The sequence below is a fragment of the Fictibacillus iocasae genome (assembly GCF_042665465.1).
GTDB classification, from domain to species: Bacteria; Bacillota; Bacilli; order Bacillales; family Fictibacillaceae; genus Fictibacillus; species Fictibacillus iocasae.
The window spans coordinates 91,123-106,862 of sequence record NZ_JBHTCP010000015.1 but is presented as its reverse complement, the minus strand read 5'-3'; the positions used below and the strand labels follow the sequence as shown (position 1 = coordinate 106,862).

The 15,740-nt window shown below is 46.8% G+C and carries 16 protein-coding genes; 9 read left to right on the top strand and 7 right to left on the bottom strand.

The features are described from left to right. Positions 1-5 precede the first annotated feature (5 nt). Together gntK and ACFQPF_RS09655 are read right to left on the bottom strand one after the other, a co-directional pair. Entirely contained in the window at positions 6-1,550 is a 1,545-nt protein-coding gene (gntK, locus tag ACFQPF_RS09660; protein ID WP_379749034.1) for a gluconokinase, read from the bottom strand. Continuing rightward, a complete protein-coding gene (locus tag ACFQPF_RS09655; RefSeq protein WP_379749032.1) occupies positions 1,543-2,271 on the bottom strand; it encodes a GntR family transcriptional regulator in 729 nt (242 codons plus the stop codon). Before ACFQPF_RS09655 ends, gntK begins: the two co-directional genes overlap by 8 nt. Positions 2,272-2,623: 352 nt before the next feature. Between ACFQPF_RS09655 and ACFQPF_RS09650 the strand changes: the two genes are divergently transcribed. After that, positions 2,624-4,156: a multicopper oxidase family protein gene (locus tag ACFQPF_RS09650; protein ID WP_379749030.1), complete on the top strand. Its 1,533-nt coding sequence runs from the start codon at positions 2,624-2,626 to the stop codon at positions 4,154-4,156. A 334-nt stretch (positions 4,157-4,490) separates the two neighbouring features. Here the strand turns inward: ACFQPF_RS09650 and ACFQPF_RS09645 are convergent, their stop codons facing one another. Both ACFQPF_RS09645 and ACFQPF_RS09640 read right to left on the bottom strand, forming a co-directional pair. Continuing rightward, the gene (locus ACFQPF_RS09645; RefSeq protein WP_379749028.1) at positions 4,491-5,738 is read right to left on the bottom strand and encodes an MFS transporter; all 1,248 of its coding nucleotides are present in this window, start codon (positions 5,736-5,738) and stop codon (positions 4,491-4,493) included. Between the two features lie 88 nt (positions 5,739-5,826). Beyond that, complete coding sequence (locus ACFQPF_RS09640) at positions 5,827-6,534, bottom strand: DUF421 domain-containing protein (RefSeq protein WP_379749026.1); 708 nt, start codon at positions 6,532-6,534, stop codon at positions 5,827-5,829. A gap of 142 nt (positions 6,535-6,676) precedes the next feature. Between ACFQPF_RS09640 and ACFQPF_RS09635 the strand changes: the two genes are divergently transcribed. Continuing rightward, positions 6,677-7,246, top strand: coding sequence for a cysteine dioxygenase (locus ACFQPF_RS09635; RefSeq protein ID WP_379749024.1), 570 nt, complete (start codon positions 6,677-6,679; stop codon positions 7,244-7,246). 84 nt (positions 7,247-7,330) lie between these two features. On the opposite strand, the gene ACFQPF_RS09630 is transcribed toward ACFQPF_RS09635, so the two are convergent. Continuing rightward, the gene (locus tag ACFQPF_RS09630) at positions 7,331-8,173 is read right to left on the bottom strand and encodes a LysR family transcriptional regulator (RefSeq protein WP_379749022.1); all 843 of its coding nucleotides are present in this window, start codon (positions 8,171-8,173) and stop codon (positions 7,331-7,333) included. 148 nt (positions 8,174-8,321) lie between these two features. Between ACFQPF_RS09630 and ACFQPF_RS09625 the strand changes: the two genes are divergently transcribed. The 6 genes from ACFQPF_RS09625 (at position 8,322) to ACFQPF_RS09600 (ending at position 13,058) form a co-directional block, all read left to right on the top strand. Then, a complete protein-coding gene (locus tag ACFQPF_RS09625) occupies positions 8,322-9,752 on the top strand; it encodes an NAD-dependent succinate-semialdehyde dehydrogenase (protein WP_379749020.1) in 1,431 nt (476 codons plus the stop codon). Between the two features lie 27 nt (positions 9,753-9,779). Next, positions 9,780-10,445 carry a type 1 glutamine amidotransferase domain-containing protein gene (locus ACFQPF_RS09620; RefSeq protein WP_379749018.1) on the top strand — a complete coding sequence of 222 codons (666 nt, stop codon included), beginning with the start codon at positions 9,780-9,782 and terminating at the stop codon, positions 10,443-10,445. Positions 10,446-10,515: 70 nt separating this feature from the next. Then, the gene (locus ACFQPF_RS09615; protein WP_379749016.1) at positions 10,516-10,803 is read left to right on the top strand and encodes a putative quinol monooxygenase; all 288 of its coding nucleotides are present in this window, start codon (positions 10,516-10,518) and stop codon (positions 10,801-10,803) included. 532 nt (positions 10,804-11,335) lie between these two features. Further along, the gene (locus ACFQPF_RS09610) at positions 11,336-11,575 is read left to right on the top strand and encodes a carboxymuconolactone decarboxylase family protein (RefSeq protein WP_379749014.1); all 240 of its coding nucleotides are present in this window, start codon (positions 11,336-11,338) and stop codon (positions 11,573-11,575) included. After that, a complete protein-coding gene (locus ACFQPF_RS09605; RefSeq protein WP_379749012.1) occupies positions 11,576-11,875 on the top strand; it encodes a carboxymuconolactone decarboxylase family protein in 300 nt (99 codons plus the stop codon). It abuts the gene before it with no gap. Positions 11,876-11,891: 16 nt separating this feature from the next. Then, complete coding sequence (locus ACFQPF_RS09600; RefSeq protein WP_379749010.1) at positions 11,892-13,058, top strand: FAD/NAD(P)-binding protein; 1,167 nt, start codon at positions 11,892-11,894, stop codon at positions 13,056-13,058. A gap of 41 nt (positions 13,059-13,099) precedes the next feature. Here ACFQPF_RS09600 and ACFQPF_RS09595 read toward each other — a convergent pair whose 3' ends face one another. Further along, entirely contained in the window at positions 13,100-14,284 is a 1,185-nt protein-coding gene (locus tag ACFQPF_RS09595; RefSeq protein WP_379749008.1) for a GTP-binding protein, read from the bottom strand. A 628-nt stretch (positions 14,285-14,912) separates the two neighbouring features. Between ACFQPF_RS09595 and ACFQPF_RS09590 the strand changes: the two genes are divergently transcribed. Further along, on the top strand, positions 14,913-15,407 hold the full coding sequence (locus ACFQPF_RS09590) for a GNAT family N-acetyltransferase (protein WP_379749006.1): 495 nt from the start codon (positions 14,913-14,915) through the stop codon (positions 15,405-15,407). Positions 15,408-15,559: 152 nt separating this feature from the next. Here the strand turns inward: ACFQPF_RS09590 and ACFQPF_RS09585 are convergent, their stop codons facing one another. Further along, complete coding sequence (locus ACFQPF_RS09585) at positions 15,560-15,721, bottom strand: hypothetical protein (protein ID WP_379749004.1); 162 nt, start codon at positions 15,719-15,721, stop codon at positions 15,560-15,562. Positions 15,722-15,740: the final 19 nt, after the last annotated feature.

Sequence of the window (15,740 nt, the reverse complement as noted above, 5' to 3'; positions counted from 1 at the left end):
TTTTGTTAGTTCTCTCTGTTGACGAGATTTCTTTGGTAGTTCGCGATTTGTGTGTAGTCGTTCTTCAGTGCTTTTGACAGTGAAAGGAAGATCGGCATCAGCTGGCGGTATTCTTTCGCCGCGGCCTCTGCAGGTGTATGAGTGAACGTGCTGCCGATCATGTGCGAGACCTCATTGAACGAATCAATCTTTCCTGTCGCATAAAGCCCGAGGATGCACGCGCCGAGACACGAGCTTTCATAGCTTTCCGGCACGACGACCTCAGACTCAAAAATATCTGACATCATTTGGCGCCAGACGGCCGACCGAGCGAAGCCGCCAGTTGCTTGAATGCGGGTGACAGGACTGTCCATACAGTCGGTCAGCGCAAGGTAGACGGCGTACAGGTTATAGATGACACCTTCTAGCGCAGCGCGGATCATGTGCTCTTTTTTATGAGCCATCGTTAAGCCGAAAAAGGAGCCGCGCACGTCGGGATTCCATAAAGGTGCACGTTCGCCTGCAAGATACGGATGAAACAGAAGACCTTCAGAACCGGGTCTTACACGTTCGGCAATTTTCGTTAACACGTCATATGGATCGATGCCAAGCCGTTTGGCTGTTTCGATTTCAGATGAGGCGAACTCGTCACGAATCCAGCGCAGCACCATCCCGCCATTGTTCACCGGTCCGCCGATCACCCAATGATTTTCAGTTAGCGCATAACAGAAGATCCGTTCTTGGTCGTCCGTCTTCGGTCTGTCGATGATTGTCCTAATCGCCCCGCTCGTCCCGATTGTCACCGCGATTTCACCTTTGTGGATGGCGTTCACCCCTAGGTTAGAAAGCACACCATCACTTGCACCGATAACGAACGGTGTTTCGTGTTGGATGTTCATCTGTTGAGCTAGCTGTTGGTTACAGCCGGTGAAGGTTTTAGTAGTCGGTACGAGTGTTGAAAGCTGGTCTTTTGTGATCCCTGCCACCTTTAATGCTTCTTTGTCCCAGTCGAGTTTTTCCAGGTTCATCATGCCTGTGGCAGACGCGATCGAATGATCAATTACATATTGGTCGAACAGCTTTTTGAAAACAAATTCTTTGATGCCGATATATTTGTGGGCTTTTGCCGCGATCTCCGGATGGTCATTGGCGATCCACATGATCTTGCTGAATGGTGACATCGGATGAATCGGTGTTCCGGTGCGCTTGTATAGGTTGTGCCCGTTGTGCTTTGTCTTAATTTTATGAGCCCAAACCTCACTGCGGTTATCAGCCCATGTGATGCAAGGTGTGAGCGGGTCGCCGTTTTCCTCGATCGCAATTACGCTGTGCATGGCACTTGAGAAGGAAATTAACGCGAGCGTCTTATCTTTGTGCTTGCTCATGATCTGCGAGATAACTTGAATGACCGCTTGGAAAATTTGCTCCGGATCTTGTTCAGCCGTCGAGATATCCGGCGTGTGAAGCGGGTATCCGATATTTTCTGTTGAAATAACGGTGCCTCGATCGTCGAACAAGACCGCTTTCGTACTCGTCGTGCCAATATCAACGCCAAGCATATAGCTAGTCATGATTTTGAACTCCTTTTGTTAGAATCTGCTGCGACATCCAGAGATCATCGACTTTTTCTTGCACATCATCAAAATTTTGGTGCAATGCTTGAATCATAAGGTCGCGATTTTTTGTTTGGATCGCTTCAATATAGAGCTGGTGGTTGTCGATGACGCGTTGAAAGTCGTCGTACCGTTCCTGCAGCCGCGCTCTCATTGATAAAAGAATAAGTGCCTCCATCACGGGTTTAGCATTGTTCCAAATCATCGAAATGTACGAGTGATTGATGGACCGGATGATCGTTTCGTGAAACAGAACATCTTGAAACGAAAACTCATCAGCGTCTTTATATTTAATCGCGATATTCATCATTTCTACGATTTTGTTCAGTTCAAGGACCAATGAGTCGGTGTCGAGCTTGGCTAGCCGTTCAAACACGAACGTCTCGATCAGCAGGCGGACGTCGTAAATTTCTTGAATGTCCTTTTCGGTTAAACCGAGTACGACCGCACCCATACGTTCAAGCCGAATGATATGTTCAGATGCGAGAATTTTCAGCGCTTCACGAACAGGAGAACGGCTTACTGAAAAGTCCGCGGCTAGTTTGTTCTCTGAGAGGATGGTACCGCTTTCAATTATGCCTGCGATAATGCGCATCCGAAGCTCACTCGCTACACGGTCACCGGCCGATGCTTTTGATAGCCATTTATGTGGATAAAGGTGTTCATTGTGTTGAGTCATGTTTTCACCTCATTTGTTTTCCGTAAGTATACTTGTATACAAGTATTATATAACGAGTAATTTGTTTTGCAAGCGCTTTATTTTAGAGGTATGAAATAAAAAAGAGATTTTAATTACCTTAGGCAACTGCTTTCATTTATTGGTTTTCAAAAAAGTGAATGTTATTATAAATTTTAATAGAACCCACAACGCCTCTTAACAATGCGGACCAATGTGGGTCTTTTTTTTATGTAAAAAAAGGAAATTAGATTGTTGTGAGTTTATAACTTAACCATTTCAGCAAAAAAGCATTAGAGCTCCCTCTATTTGAATACACATAAAGAAAACATTGTAGCCATGAAGGAGCTGTTATATGGTCCTGTCAAAGTTTGTGGATGAGCTGCCGATTCCGCCTATGCTGCGTCCGGTGTGGAGGCGCGGCGGGCAGTCGTATTATGAGGTGAGGATGACACAGTTTCGGCAATCGCTGCACCGTGATTTGCCGGAAACGGTCGTGTGGGGCTATAACGGCAGCACGCCGGGTCCAACGATTGAGGTGGAAAGCGGGGAGAGTGCGTATATTCACTGGATCAATGATCTGCCGGAGAAGCATTTGCTGCCGATTGACCATACCGTGCATGGCGCCCATCACGATGTGCCGGACGTCCGGACAGTGGTTCATGTCCACGGGGCGAGTGTGGAATGGGAAAGTGACGGCTATCCGGAAGCATGGTTTACACGTGGATTTCAGCAGGTCGGGCCGTATTTTCGCAAGCAGGTGTATCATTACGACAACTTCGACCGGGCGTGTACGCTTTGGTATCACGACCATGCGCTCGGAATTACGAGGCTGAACGTTTATGCTGGGCTTGCTGGTTTTTATTTAATACGAAGTGAACAGGAGCGGCAGTTGAATTTGCCGAGCGGAGAATACGATATCCCACTCATGATTCAGGATAAGACACTAAAATCTGACGGCTCGCTATATTATCCGGATCAGCCGGATAAGCCTGTGCCTGGGCTGAAGACCTCGATTGTTCCGGAGTTTTTTGGCGAGACGATCACGGTAAACGGGAAAGTGCACCCATTTCTAAAAGTAGAGCCTCGCAAGTACCGGTTCCGTCTGCTGAACGCGGCAAACGCGCGGTTTTTCCGGCTGCAGCTTAATTCGGGACAGCTTATGTACCAGATCGCCACAGACGGAGGGCTGATGGAGCAGCCTGTTGGTGTGCGCAGCATCACGTTATCGCCTGCAGAGCGGGCAGAGGTAATCATTGATTTTACGAATATGGAAGGGCGCGATGTGGTGATGACGAACAGCGCGCCGGCTCCGTTCCCGACAGGCGATATGCCAGACGGCGGGACCGCTGTGGTCATGCAGTTCCGGGTGAATCGGCCGCTGCAGCATATTGATACGAGCGTGATTCCGGCAACACTCTCGGAGGTTCCTAAACTTTTGCCGCAAAATGCTATGATGGAGCGGTTTTTAACGCTGGATCATCATTTGGATCATTACGGCCGGGAAGTGATGCTGCTTGATAACAAGCATTGGGACGCGGCGATTACAGAGAACCCGAGATTAGGGGCGACCGAAATTTGGACGGTAATCAACACAACGCCTGATGCCCATCCGATTCATCTTCATTTGGTTAATTTTCAAATACTGGACCGGCGGAATTTTGATGTCGCGTCGTTTCAAAAAACAGGGATAGTGACATATACAGGTGAAAGTGAGCCGCCGGCACCGCAAGAGCGCGGGTGGAAGGACACGGTGATCGCGAACCCCGGCCAGGTAACGCGCATTATCATGACGTTCGGACCGTATTCGGGCTTGTTTGTCTGGCATTGCCATATTTTAGAGCACGAAGATTACGAGATGATGCGGCCTTTTGTGGTAATCATATAGGCAATCCAAAGATAGTCTTATAGTCAAAAAAACAATAGTCGGCATAAGTTGCGTCTAAATAATGTATGGATTATGCATGGAAAAAGATTTGTGTGGCAAGTAAACGTGTCGAAAAATAAATAAAATTTCTTGATGCAAACAAATTTTCTAACCTGCAAATAAGAGGAGTAAATCTGCAAACAAAGATCTAAGAACTCCAAATAAATGTCCTAAATCTGCAAATAAATCGTAAGCGGGTCTAAACTTTTGGATATTACTATATTACTTCTAAAAACTCACGTTGCAAGCAGCAAGAGCCACAAAATCAGATATGTATTTTGATTTTTCACTCTTTTTATACTATTGATCCAGGCTGTTTCTTAATCACGATCACGAACAAACTTGCGAGCACGCAGAACATGCCGGCTAGCATGAAGGCATATGTGTAAGAGTTAAATAGATTATGAATGACGCCTCCGCCAAATGCAGCGGCTGCGGCACCTGCCTGGTGAGCGGCGAAAATCCAGCCGTAGATGATTCCGCTTTTTTCAATGCCGAATATGGAGCGCGATATGTTGATGGTCGGCGGTACGGTCGCGATCCAGTCTAATCCGTAAAATACGGCGAATAAGATGAGCAGCGAATGTGAGCCTTGTGCTAACGCGAACGGAAGCAGGACGAGCGAGCCGCCGCGAAGTGCGTAATACCAGAACAGCAGCCAGCGGTTATCATATCGGTCAGATAGCCAGCCGGAAAGTGTCGTGCCGACAAGGTCAAAGACGCCCATGAAGGAAAGAAGGGAGGCTGCGGCTACCAGTGGGATGCCGTGGCTGATGCAATACGAAACAAAATGAGTGCCGATTAGCCCGCTCGTTGACAGGCCGCAAATAAAGAAGCTGCCGGCTAGAAGCCAGAACTCTTTTACCTTGACGGCGAGGAACAGTCCTTTAAAGGCCATGGCGATTGGATTTTGTTTTTGAACAGACGCGTTGAGTGCTGTTTCCTCGCTACCATAAGGCTCTATTCCGATGTCCTGTGGCGAGTTTTTCATAAACAAAAAGATGATGAAAAGCATGAGCACGCTTAAGCTCATGATCAAGAGTATGGCATAGCGCCATGAGTAATTTTCAATGACAATGGCGAGCACGGGAAGGAGAATGAGCTGGCCGGTTGCGGTGCTTGCGGTCAGGATGCCGACCGCGAGCCCTCTTCGTTTCACGAACCAGCGATTGGCCACGTATGGACTGAGCACGGTTAGAAATAGGCCGGAACCGAGTCCGATGATGATGCCCCAAATGATGATAAGCTGCCACGATTCGTTCATGACGAGAGTGAGCAGGGCGCCGGTGATGAGTGTCGCCATAGATGTTAGCATCATTTTTTTTAAGCCGAGCACTTCAATTAATGCGGCCATGAACGGACCGGAAATGCCGTAAAGGAATAAGCCAATCGCAAAAGCGAGCGAGATGACAGAGCGATCCCAGCCAAACTCGTTCTCGAACGGTTCGATAAAAACGCCCGATGATGAGCGGACGATGCCTGCTGCAATGATGGAAAAAAACGTGATCGCTAAAATAACCCAGCTATAGTGAATGCGCCTCATCTATACACCTCGTCACGATCAGAATATGCCGGCACGAGAAGCCAGCTCTTTCTTAACCATACAGCAGGACGAGGAGATACTCCAAGAATTATTTTTGATAAAGAAAAACGGTAAGCTTGTGCTGAGAATCAATCGTTGCGAGCAGCACGTGCTTGATGCCTGTTTTGTATTGCTGCTGCAGCTGAAGTTCGAGCCACTGCACGTCTTTGGCGGCTTGTTGTAGGATGTGTTCGTTTAGTTTGCCTTCCTTTATCACGGTTTGCGGCAATTCAAAGTGTTCAGTTTTCAGCTGCATATGTAATGGTGTTAACGGTTCGTATTGCGGGTCAAGAAAGACTGAGACTTTTCCGTCTGCTTCCCATAGTGCGAGGGCCACTTTTTTCACGTCAGGCGCTTTGTTTTCGCGCAGTTCTTCTAATAAGATATCAATTGAAATACGGGCTTTTTTCAAGCCTTGGTGAAGGATTTGTCCGTTTTTCACTAGTGTGACAGGGCTTGGCGTGACGAGTCTTCTGACAGCCGGCCATTTTAAGATGCTGTAAATGCCGCAAAGGTAGAGGATGACGAGTACTGAGGTGGTTAGGAGCGACCCTTTCATGCCGAGGTGTTCGTCTGAGAGCGGATGGGCAATAATGTTCCCGATTACAAGAGCGATGACGAAATCGAGCAATCGCAGCTGAGAGATCGCCCGCTGGCCGAGTGCTTTGGCAACCATGACCATAAAGAAAAACGCGATGATCGCGCGGAGAATCCACTCTGCGCTCGAGAGTGTTTCTTGTGCATGAAAAAAATCCACTCCAGCCACCTCCATTCGTTTGACATAAGCTAGTACACAGTTTAACTCTCTCCTTCCTGTCTTAACCTTCTATCACTAAACTTTTCATAACACATGTTGTCCCAATCATACATATAAGCAGTGCATTTATGAGGAGGCAATTATGGCGATTACTACTGAGGCAACGTTCGTCCTTGATACATTAAGGAATCCAACAAGAGCAGAGCTGCTGGATGCATTGATGAAGCTGAATTTTTCGGTGGATGATGTGGAAGCGGCACTTGGTCTTGCTGGGGAGAAGCCATACTTCCGGAAGCTGCTGTACAAAAGTGAGGATGTAGAAATGCTTGTGATGAACTGGTCAGACGTGGCATGCGCGCCGCATGATCATGGCGATTCTCATGGGTACATTCATGTGTTAGAGGGGGAATCGGTTAATACGGTATATGAGGTGGATGAGGGAGGACTGCCGTCTGAGCTGTTTGTTAAGGTGCAAAAAAGCGGGCAAGTGTTGTATGCGCCGAGAAAAGGAGTGCATAAGATGCAGGCTGCTGGCGGGGGGCGGCTTGTGACGCTGCATTTGTACGCGCCGCCGATCAGCGGCATGAAGGTGTATGACCTAGAAGCGTGTGCCGTGTGTGTCGTGTCTGACGACTGCGGTGCTTGGTGGCCGGAGGAGACGAGGCAGAAGGTGCGGGAGATAAAGCTTGAGAGAAAGCGATCGGGGTCCTAGCCGGGGTCCAACTAGCCGGGGTCCGGTACCAAAAGGGGAAGCTGCGCTATCGGCGCGGCTTCTTCTTTTGTCGTACCGGACCCCCTACCTTAGCATGGCCAGAACTTTTTTGCCAACTTGCGGGTCGCGTGCGATAAGCGACAAGCGGCGTTTAATGTTGAAGTCTTCAATTGGAATGGCCTTGATCGAAGGGGACAGGCCGTTTGAGAATATGTCAGGGAGTATGGAGATGCCAATGTTCGCTTCAATAAAACCTAATATACTGTGTCCAAACTCCATTTCTGTTGACACATTCAGCGTTGCGCCGTGCTCTTCAAACGCACGGTGAATCAAGGTTCGTGCATCGCACGTTTCAAGCAGCATGACAAACGCTTCGTCTTTTATTTCCTGAAAGGTCACATGTTGCTTCGACCCATAAACAGGATGATCTCGGTTGACATACAAGCGAAAGCTTTCAGTATATACGGGTGTGGAGTAATACGGATGTGTGATGTCACGGTCATCGAACAATGCAACATCGAGCTTGCCGTCATGCAGTCCTTCTAAAAGTTCCATATAGCTGTGCGAAATTTTCAACTTATATTGTGACCGGTCAGTGCATGCTAATTTTTTTGGCAGGAACGATGCACCAATGCTCGGCCAAGCGCCAATTGTGATGCCTTGTAATCCTTGTGCCACAGCGATCGACCGCTTCACACCGTTCCATTCGTTCATGATGTTACTTGTTGCAGCAAGCAACTGGTCGCCAGCCTCAGTGAGCGTTACACCGACCGTTGTCCGAGTGAGCAGTGCTGCGCCTAGTTCTGTCTCTAAATTTTTTATTTGTTTGCTTAATGCTGGCTGGCTCATGTGCAGCAGCTCGCTCGCTTTTGTCAGGCTCTTTGTTTCAGCCGTTACCTGAAAAGCCTCAAGCCATTCCATTCTCATCTTTTATCCCTCATAACGTTTCGTTATATCCATCTAACGTAGTGGAAGTACAAATCCATACGTACCGATGATAACCTACATATGTACCAAGCAACAAACACAACAACTTTGTGTGATAAATAAAGAAACATAGAAAGGAGGTAATCCGATGTTTATTCATAAAAATTTAATCAACGGGGTTTGGTTTGATTCACGTGAAACAGTTACGGTCATGAACCCGGCCACAAAAGAAATACTTGGCACAGTACCAGCTTCCGGACAAAAAGAAGCACTTCAAGCAGTCGACGCAGCGGCAGAGGCATTGCCAGAATGGGCCTTTGCTACGGCCTATAAAAGAAGCTCATTTTTAAGGAAATGGCATGATCTTATTGAAGAAAATAAAGATACATTAGCCAGGATTATGACGCTTGAGCAAGGCAAACCACTGAATGAGGCGCTCGCCGAGATTTCGTATGCGAATTCTTATGTGATATGGTACGCAGAAGAAGCAAAAAGAATGTATGGAGAGCTTATACCAGCGTCAGCAAATGATAAACGATTGTTCGTGAAGAAGGTGCCGGTTGGCGTGGTTGCAGCGATCACGCCATGGAATTTTCCGGCGGCGATGATCACGAGAAAACTGGCGCCTGCATTGGCAGCCGGATGTACGGTTGTGTTAAAGCCGTCGGAAGAAACACCGTTCACGGCATTGAAACTGGTCCAACTGGCTGAGCAGGCGGGAATTCCTAGTGGCGTTATCAATATCCTAACAGGCGACGCGAAGGAAATCGTTGGTGTTTGGCAGCGCGATCACCGCGTCCGTAAAATCACGTTCACAGGATCAACTCCTGTAGGCAAGCTATTAATGAAACAAGGTGCAGATACCATGAAAAAAATGTCGCTCGAGCTTGGGGGACAAGCACCATTTATCGTGACAAATAAAGCAGATCTGAATGAGGCTGTAAAAGGAGCGATTGCCTCCAAATTTCGTAACGGCGGTCAAGCATGTGTGGCAGCGAACCGCTTTTATGTTCAAGAAGATGTCGCCGATGAGTTTATATCGCGTTTTGCAGAACTGACCGCGAAACTTACAGTTGGCAATGGGTTAGAATCAGGTACTGTAATCGGTCCGCTTATTAACGAAAAAGCGGTCATGAAAGTCGAGGAGCACGTACACGATGCCGTCAGCAAAGGGGCTGTCGTTCTGACTGGCGGCAGCCGCATGGTTGAGGAGGTCGGCTTCTATTTTCAGCCGACCGTATTGAAAAATGCGAACCACAACATGCTTTGTATGACAGAAGAAACGTTTGGTCCGGTGGCACCTGTCATGACGTTCCAAACGGTGGAAGAAGCGGTAAAATTGGCGAATGATACGCCATATGGCCTGGCCGCTTATGTGTACTCGTCAGATATCAATGAAGCTCTTTCTCTTGTTGAGAAATTGGAATACGGTGTAGTGGGTTTAAATGATGGCATGCCTTCCGCTGCGCAGGCGCCGTTCGGCGGTTTCAAAGAAAGTGGAAACGGACGGGAAGGCGGCAGACAAGGGATAGAAGACTATCTTGAAGTGAAGTATATATCAATGGGAAGTATTCAATAAATGGTAAAAAATTAGGAGGAACAAACAATGACAAAACACATTCTAATGGTTGTAACAACAGCAGATAAGATGAACGAGGATCACGCAACAGGACTTTGGCTTTCTGAATTTGGAGAGGCGTATGTGGAATTTGCCAAACAAGGCTACAACATTACCGTTGCAAGCCCTAAAGGAGGCAAAGCGCCAGTCGATGACCGCAGCTTGGAAGGCGAGGTGCCACAAGAAATTCAGGATACGGCTAAGCATTTGGAAAACACATTGAAGCTGGACGACATTCAGGACACCTCAAAATTTGATGCGATCTTTATGCCGGGCGGACACGGAACGATGTTCGATCTTCCGGAAAATGGAAAGCTGCAGAAGCTAATTCGTGACATGTACGAAGCGGAGAAAATCGTAGCAGCCGTATGCCACGGTCCAGCCGGTCTTGTTGGTGTTACACTATCAGACGGTACACCATTAGTAGCCGGAAAAACAGTCGCTACATTTACAGATGCAGAAGAACGTGAAACAACGCTTGACCAATTCATGCCGTTCTTGCTTGAAACGCGCCTTCGAGAGCTTGGAGCGAACGTTGTAGTAAAAGAAAACTGGAGCAGCCATATACAAGTGGACGGAAACCTGATCACAGGGCAGAACCCGCAGTCTACTGTGGCTGTAGCAGAAACCGTGGTTTCTCAACTAAACAACTAATCGTCATATGTTCGCCAGCAAGCCTGCACAGGCTTGCTGGTCTTTACATGGAAATAAGGAGTGATGTTTGATGGATAATATCGTTATAACCGCCATTTTACGTGCGAAAAAAGGGCATGAAAATGATTTGTTGAAGGCGATGAAGCAAGTGGTTTCACCTTCGCAAAAGGAGTCCGGCTGTATCACGTATCAGCTTCACCAGTCCAGAGACGAAGATGGAGTCTTTGTCATTTATGAAATATGGCAGGACGAGGAGTCTCTTCAGCAGCATATCGCATCGGATCATTACAAGGCATACCGCCTGGAAGCGGAAGCGTATGCCGAGAGTCGCGAAGTGCACCGCTTGAAAGTGGTATAGACAAAAATAGGAGAAGGCGCGCCAAGTGGTGCGTCTTCTTTTTTTGCTTGGTTTATGCTTTGGGGACGGGGAGGAGGGTTATGGGTTTGGTTGGTGGTGGTGCTCTTTGTGGCGTTGGCGCGCAAGCTGTTATAAGTGGCGCGCAAATTGAGGTATGGTCAGGAAAGTCGCTTGCAAGTGGATAGAATTGGCGCACAACAGCTGAACGGCGCGAATAGAAGGGTAGAGGTGTTGAGACTAATTTAAATGCTATGTATCAGTGCTAGCGGCGGGAAAGTTGATGGAACCTGCTCGCATCAAGTCGGAATTGGCGTGGAAATAGGTGAAAAGCCAGTATAACGGCGCGCAATCTAAACTTAAGATAACTCAAAGAATAAACGTCGCTATGAGTACCGGACCCCGACTAGTAAAGTATCCGCTTATATGAAAATACCTAGTAACGTCTTGTTTTTGAAAAGAAAAGATGGTAGATTAGCGTTATTGATAATAGTAATCATTACGTTTTGTGAAAACAATATGAAAGGAGACACTTATGAGTTCGTATATCAACATTATTGAAAACGATAAAGCGACAGGGCTTTTGAAACAGATGTATGAAGAACATGGCGGGGAGATGGCGAACATTCTTAAGGTTCATTCGCTGAATCCGCAGTCATTAAGGGCTCATCTGGATTTTTACAAAGTCTTGATGTTTAAGTCATCACCGCTGTCGAGAAAAACGAGAGAGATGATCGCAACGGTTGTGTCCTCTACAAATGAATGCTTTTACTGAATGAGCCATCATGGGGCGGCGCTCCATTCACTTGTACAAGATGAAGAATTGGTTTCTATTTTAAAGGAAAATCATTTAGAGGCACCGGTAGATGAGAAAACAACCATTATTTTGAAATACGCGGTGAAGCTGACGAAGTATCCGAACCGGATCACCGAACAAGACATACTCGATTTAAGGAGAGGCGGCTGTTCGGACAGAGAGATCCTGGACGCTTGTCAGATTGTTTCTTATTTTAACTTTGTTAACCGAATGGCGGACGGACTGGGTGTGGAATTAGAAACAGAAAGCGGAGTGTAAAAGGAGTCGTTTTAGAATGAAGAAGCTAATTATTGTGGGCGGAGGCATACAAGGCTGTACGTTAGCCATTAACTTGTTAAAGAGCGGGCGGTTGAATACGGAAGATCTGCTGATCATTGATCAACATGACCGGCCGCTTTCCAACTGGAAACGATGCACAGAAACCATTTCTATGCCTTACTTGCGTTCGCCTTCCGTTCATCACCTTGATCTGAATCCGTTCTCGCTTGAAGCCTTTTCAAAGAAACAAGGCTATCATAAAGTCAGCCACTTTTACGGGTATTATGACCGGCCTTCATTAGAAATGTTTAACGATCACTGCGATGCGATTATAGAAGATCTTCGGATACAAGACTGTTATTTTCAAGGCTCAGTAGCATCCATAGACCGAGAAGGAAGCTGTTGGACGGTGATGACGGAGGACGGATTAGCTTTTCATTCAGATAAGGTCGTTCTGGCGATGGGGTTAAGCGGTCAGCCATGCTGGAGTGAGTGGGCTTTGGAAGCGAAGAAGAGCGGTGCTTCAATTCATCATGTTTTTGATAAAACAATGCCATTTATCGAGAACCTATCGCCTTCTATTGCGGTGATCGGAGGCGGAATTTCCGGTGCGCATCTTACGTTAAAATTAAAAGAACACTATCCAGGCAAGGTTTCGTTTATCTTTAAAAAGCCGCTGGAGGTTCATACGTTTGACTCCGATCCAGGCTGGCAGGGTCCGATGTATATGAGAGCGTTCCAAGAAAACAAGGATTACAGCTGGAGAAGGAAAACGATTGTGGAGGCCAGGCATAAAGGGTCGATCACGAAAGAGCTGTATTATCAGCTGAAAAAAGCGAATGAGGAAGGAAGCATTCAACTTCTACAAGATGAAGTGGAACGGTTTGATGTGAGCGGCCAGCAGCTAGTGTTCAAGTCAGGAGAGCAGCGTCAGGCTAGTACCGTTGTTCTTACGACAGGATTTCATGCTGCGCCTCCAGGCATCAGCTGGCTTCAAAAGACGATTGAGAAAGAAAAATTGCATTGCAGTTCGTGCGGTTACCCAATTGTGACGCCTGAGACGTTAGAATGGGGCGAGAATTTGTTTGTGATGGGTCCGCTTGCTGAACTAGAGATCGGACCTGTCTCGAGAAACATAGCAGGCGCGAGAAGAGCAACAGAACGGATTGTTTCGGCGATATAAACGAAAAACCGACCAGAGATGGTCGGTTTTTCTTATTCATATTATACGATTTCAAAAGCAGGAAGCGGGTCGTTCAGGTTCGACCAGTCGCCGGTCATTTCTTCGTCCGTCAATAAACACGAATGAAGAGAGTCTTCAATTTCCTTATGGTTCATGTCAATCCCGATCATAACGATTTCGTTCATACGGTCGCCATAAGTTGGATCCCATTTCTCCAGCAGCTCTGGCTCTTCTTTTAACACTTGCTGTTGTTCGTGTTCAGGGTAAGCGGCCACCCATTCACCGGCACCTTGGATCGTGATGGAAGTACCCGCTTGAGAGAGGAGTCCAGACATATCATTGCGCGTCGCGACCCAGAAGAAGCCTTTGGCACGTACCACATCGATCGGCCAGTTTTCAAGCCATGCCATAAAACGCTCAGGGTGCAGCGGTTTTCTTGATCGGTAGACAAATGAGGAGATGCCATATTCCTCTGTTTCCGGAACGTGCTCAGTGTTCAGTTCCTTGATCCAGCCAGCGCCTTGACTGGCTTGTTCAAAGTCAAAGCGTCCCGTGTTCAGAACATCCTTGAGCGGTACGCGTGAAAAGCTCGTTTTGATAACGCGCGCGTTGGCGTTCAGTTTTTTCAGGACATCTTCAAGTTCTTGTACGTCTTCTTCTTCAAGAAGGTCGGTCTTATTCAGCAAAATCACATCGGCAAACTCGATTTGGTCAATGATAAGGTCAACCACTTCCCGCTTATCCTCTTCTTCTGTCGTTTGCTTTCGGTCAAGCAGAGACTCTCCAGAAGAGAAGTCATCCCAGAAACGGTTTCCGTCCACAACCGTAACCATTGTGTCTAATCTTGCCACCTGTGATAGGTCGATCCCGAGTTCTTCGTCCACATACGTGAACGTCTGAGCGACAGGAATGGGTTCACTGATTCCCGTCGATTCAATCACGATATAATCGATATTTCCGGCGGTCGCCAGCTTTTCGACTTCTTTCATGAGATCGTCTCGTAACGTACAGCAGATGCAGCCGTTCTGCATTTCAACGAGCGTTTCTTCGGTTTGTGAGAACACGCCCTTCTTGATAAGGGACGCGTCAACGTTGATCTCGCTCATATCGTTGACGATTACGGCTACGCGCATGTTTTCTGTATTTTCTAAGATGTGCTTCAGCAACGTCGTTTTGCCGGCACCTAAATAACCGCTTAGCACGGTAACAGGAATTTTCTTCGTCATTTTGTATATCACTCACTTTTTAAAAGTCTTAAATCGTAACAATTACGATTTATAGAATTGAGTGTAACGTCTTTTATTTTAAAAAGCAAGCAGTTCTCCCAAACCGGTAAAACCGGGGTCCGGTACCAAAAGGTGATGTACACGCTCGCAGCGCGACTCCTCCTTTTGACGTACCGGACCCCGAACTCCCCTCGAACCCGAAAAATACCGACTAATAAAATAGAAAAATAGAACATCTGTCCAAACCATCCGGACAAGCTTGCATAGTATAGAAGCATGAGAAGAGAATATGGAGCGTATTCCTTTTCTATTTTCTTTCGAGGGGGTTGAGACTAGCATGAACAACTGGCTTGATCAATTGCTTGGCTTCAAAAAAGGTAAAAAAGAAAGTGCAGCTGCAGAACCAAAGAAGAAGAAGCCGCCTTTAGCTTAATCTTATTAAGTGGTTATACAAGATCGGGAGAGAAACAGTCCCGGTCTTTAATTATGTCTAACTATAATGCGGGGACAAAAGCCAAGTTTCATTAAAATAAGGTATTTATCCAAGCCATTTCGGACAAGCCTCATATAGTAAAGAAAGGGTTTCATAGTAATTGTCTCCCTTTGAACCGTATAAGGGGGAGTAACTTTGTATATTCGGAAAAGAATTCCTGCAAAAGATGATGCCATTTTAATAGAGATGGTGTTGGATAGTTTTAGAGTTTCTAGGGGTGTCATTACGTCCATTTTAAAGAATGCTATTGATTCACTCGTAGTGTGCAATGAACAAGACGTGCCGGTTGGCTTCGTTTCTTATCGATTTAGAATAATGGACATTATATATGTGGATTATGTGGTGTTTGATGAAAAATACCGTGGCAAGGGCATTGCGACAACACTGCTGCCTGAATTTGAACAGCACATTAGAAGACAAGGAATTAAAGGCATTTATGCTACCGTTGATGGTGAAAATGAGGATGCCCTGCGGCTGTTTAAGCGGTTTGGGTTCAATGTTGCAGGAAAGCTCGGTTCGAGCTATATCATTGAAAAGTTCTACAGTCCTCAAGCAGAGGAAAGCAGCAGCGTGCTGAAAAATACCAACGCACCTATGCCGCAGCTTGCACCGAACTTAAGAAGAAAATAACAAAAAGGCATCATCGGCACTTCTGCCGAGATGCCTTTTCCATTTGGGGGCATTTGTGGGTCCGGTACACCGCTGCAGCAAATTCCGCAATAGCGGGATTGGCGCAGGCTGTGTACCGGACCCCATAAACGCACTAACGATGTATCAGTCTGTCAATGGATCGGATTTGGTTTTTCTTTTTTTAGAAGGCCGGCATATTTCACAGTCGCAGTCAAAAAAGGAATGATGCGGGGATGCGATGCTGCATTCATGGGCTTGTTCCATTTCATAGCAGCCGCATTCGCTTGAATCGGAACCGCATTTCGGGCAATCACTCAATCTCTTTCACCTCCC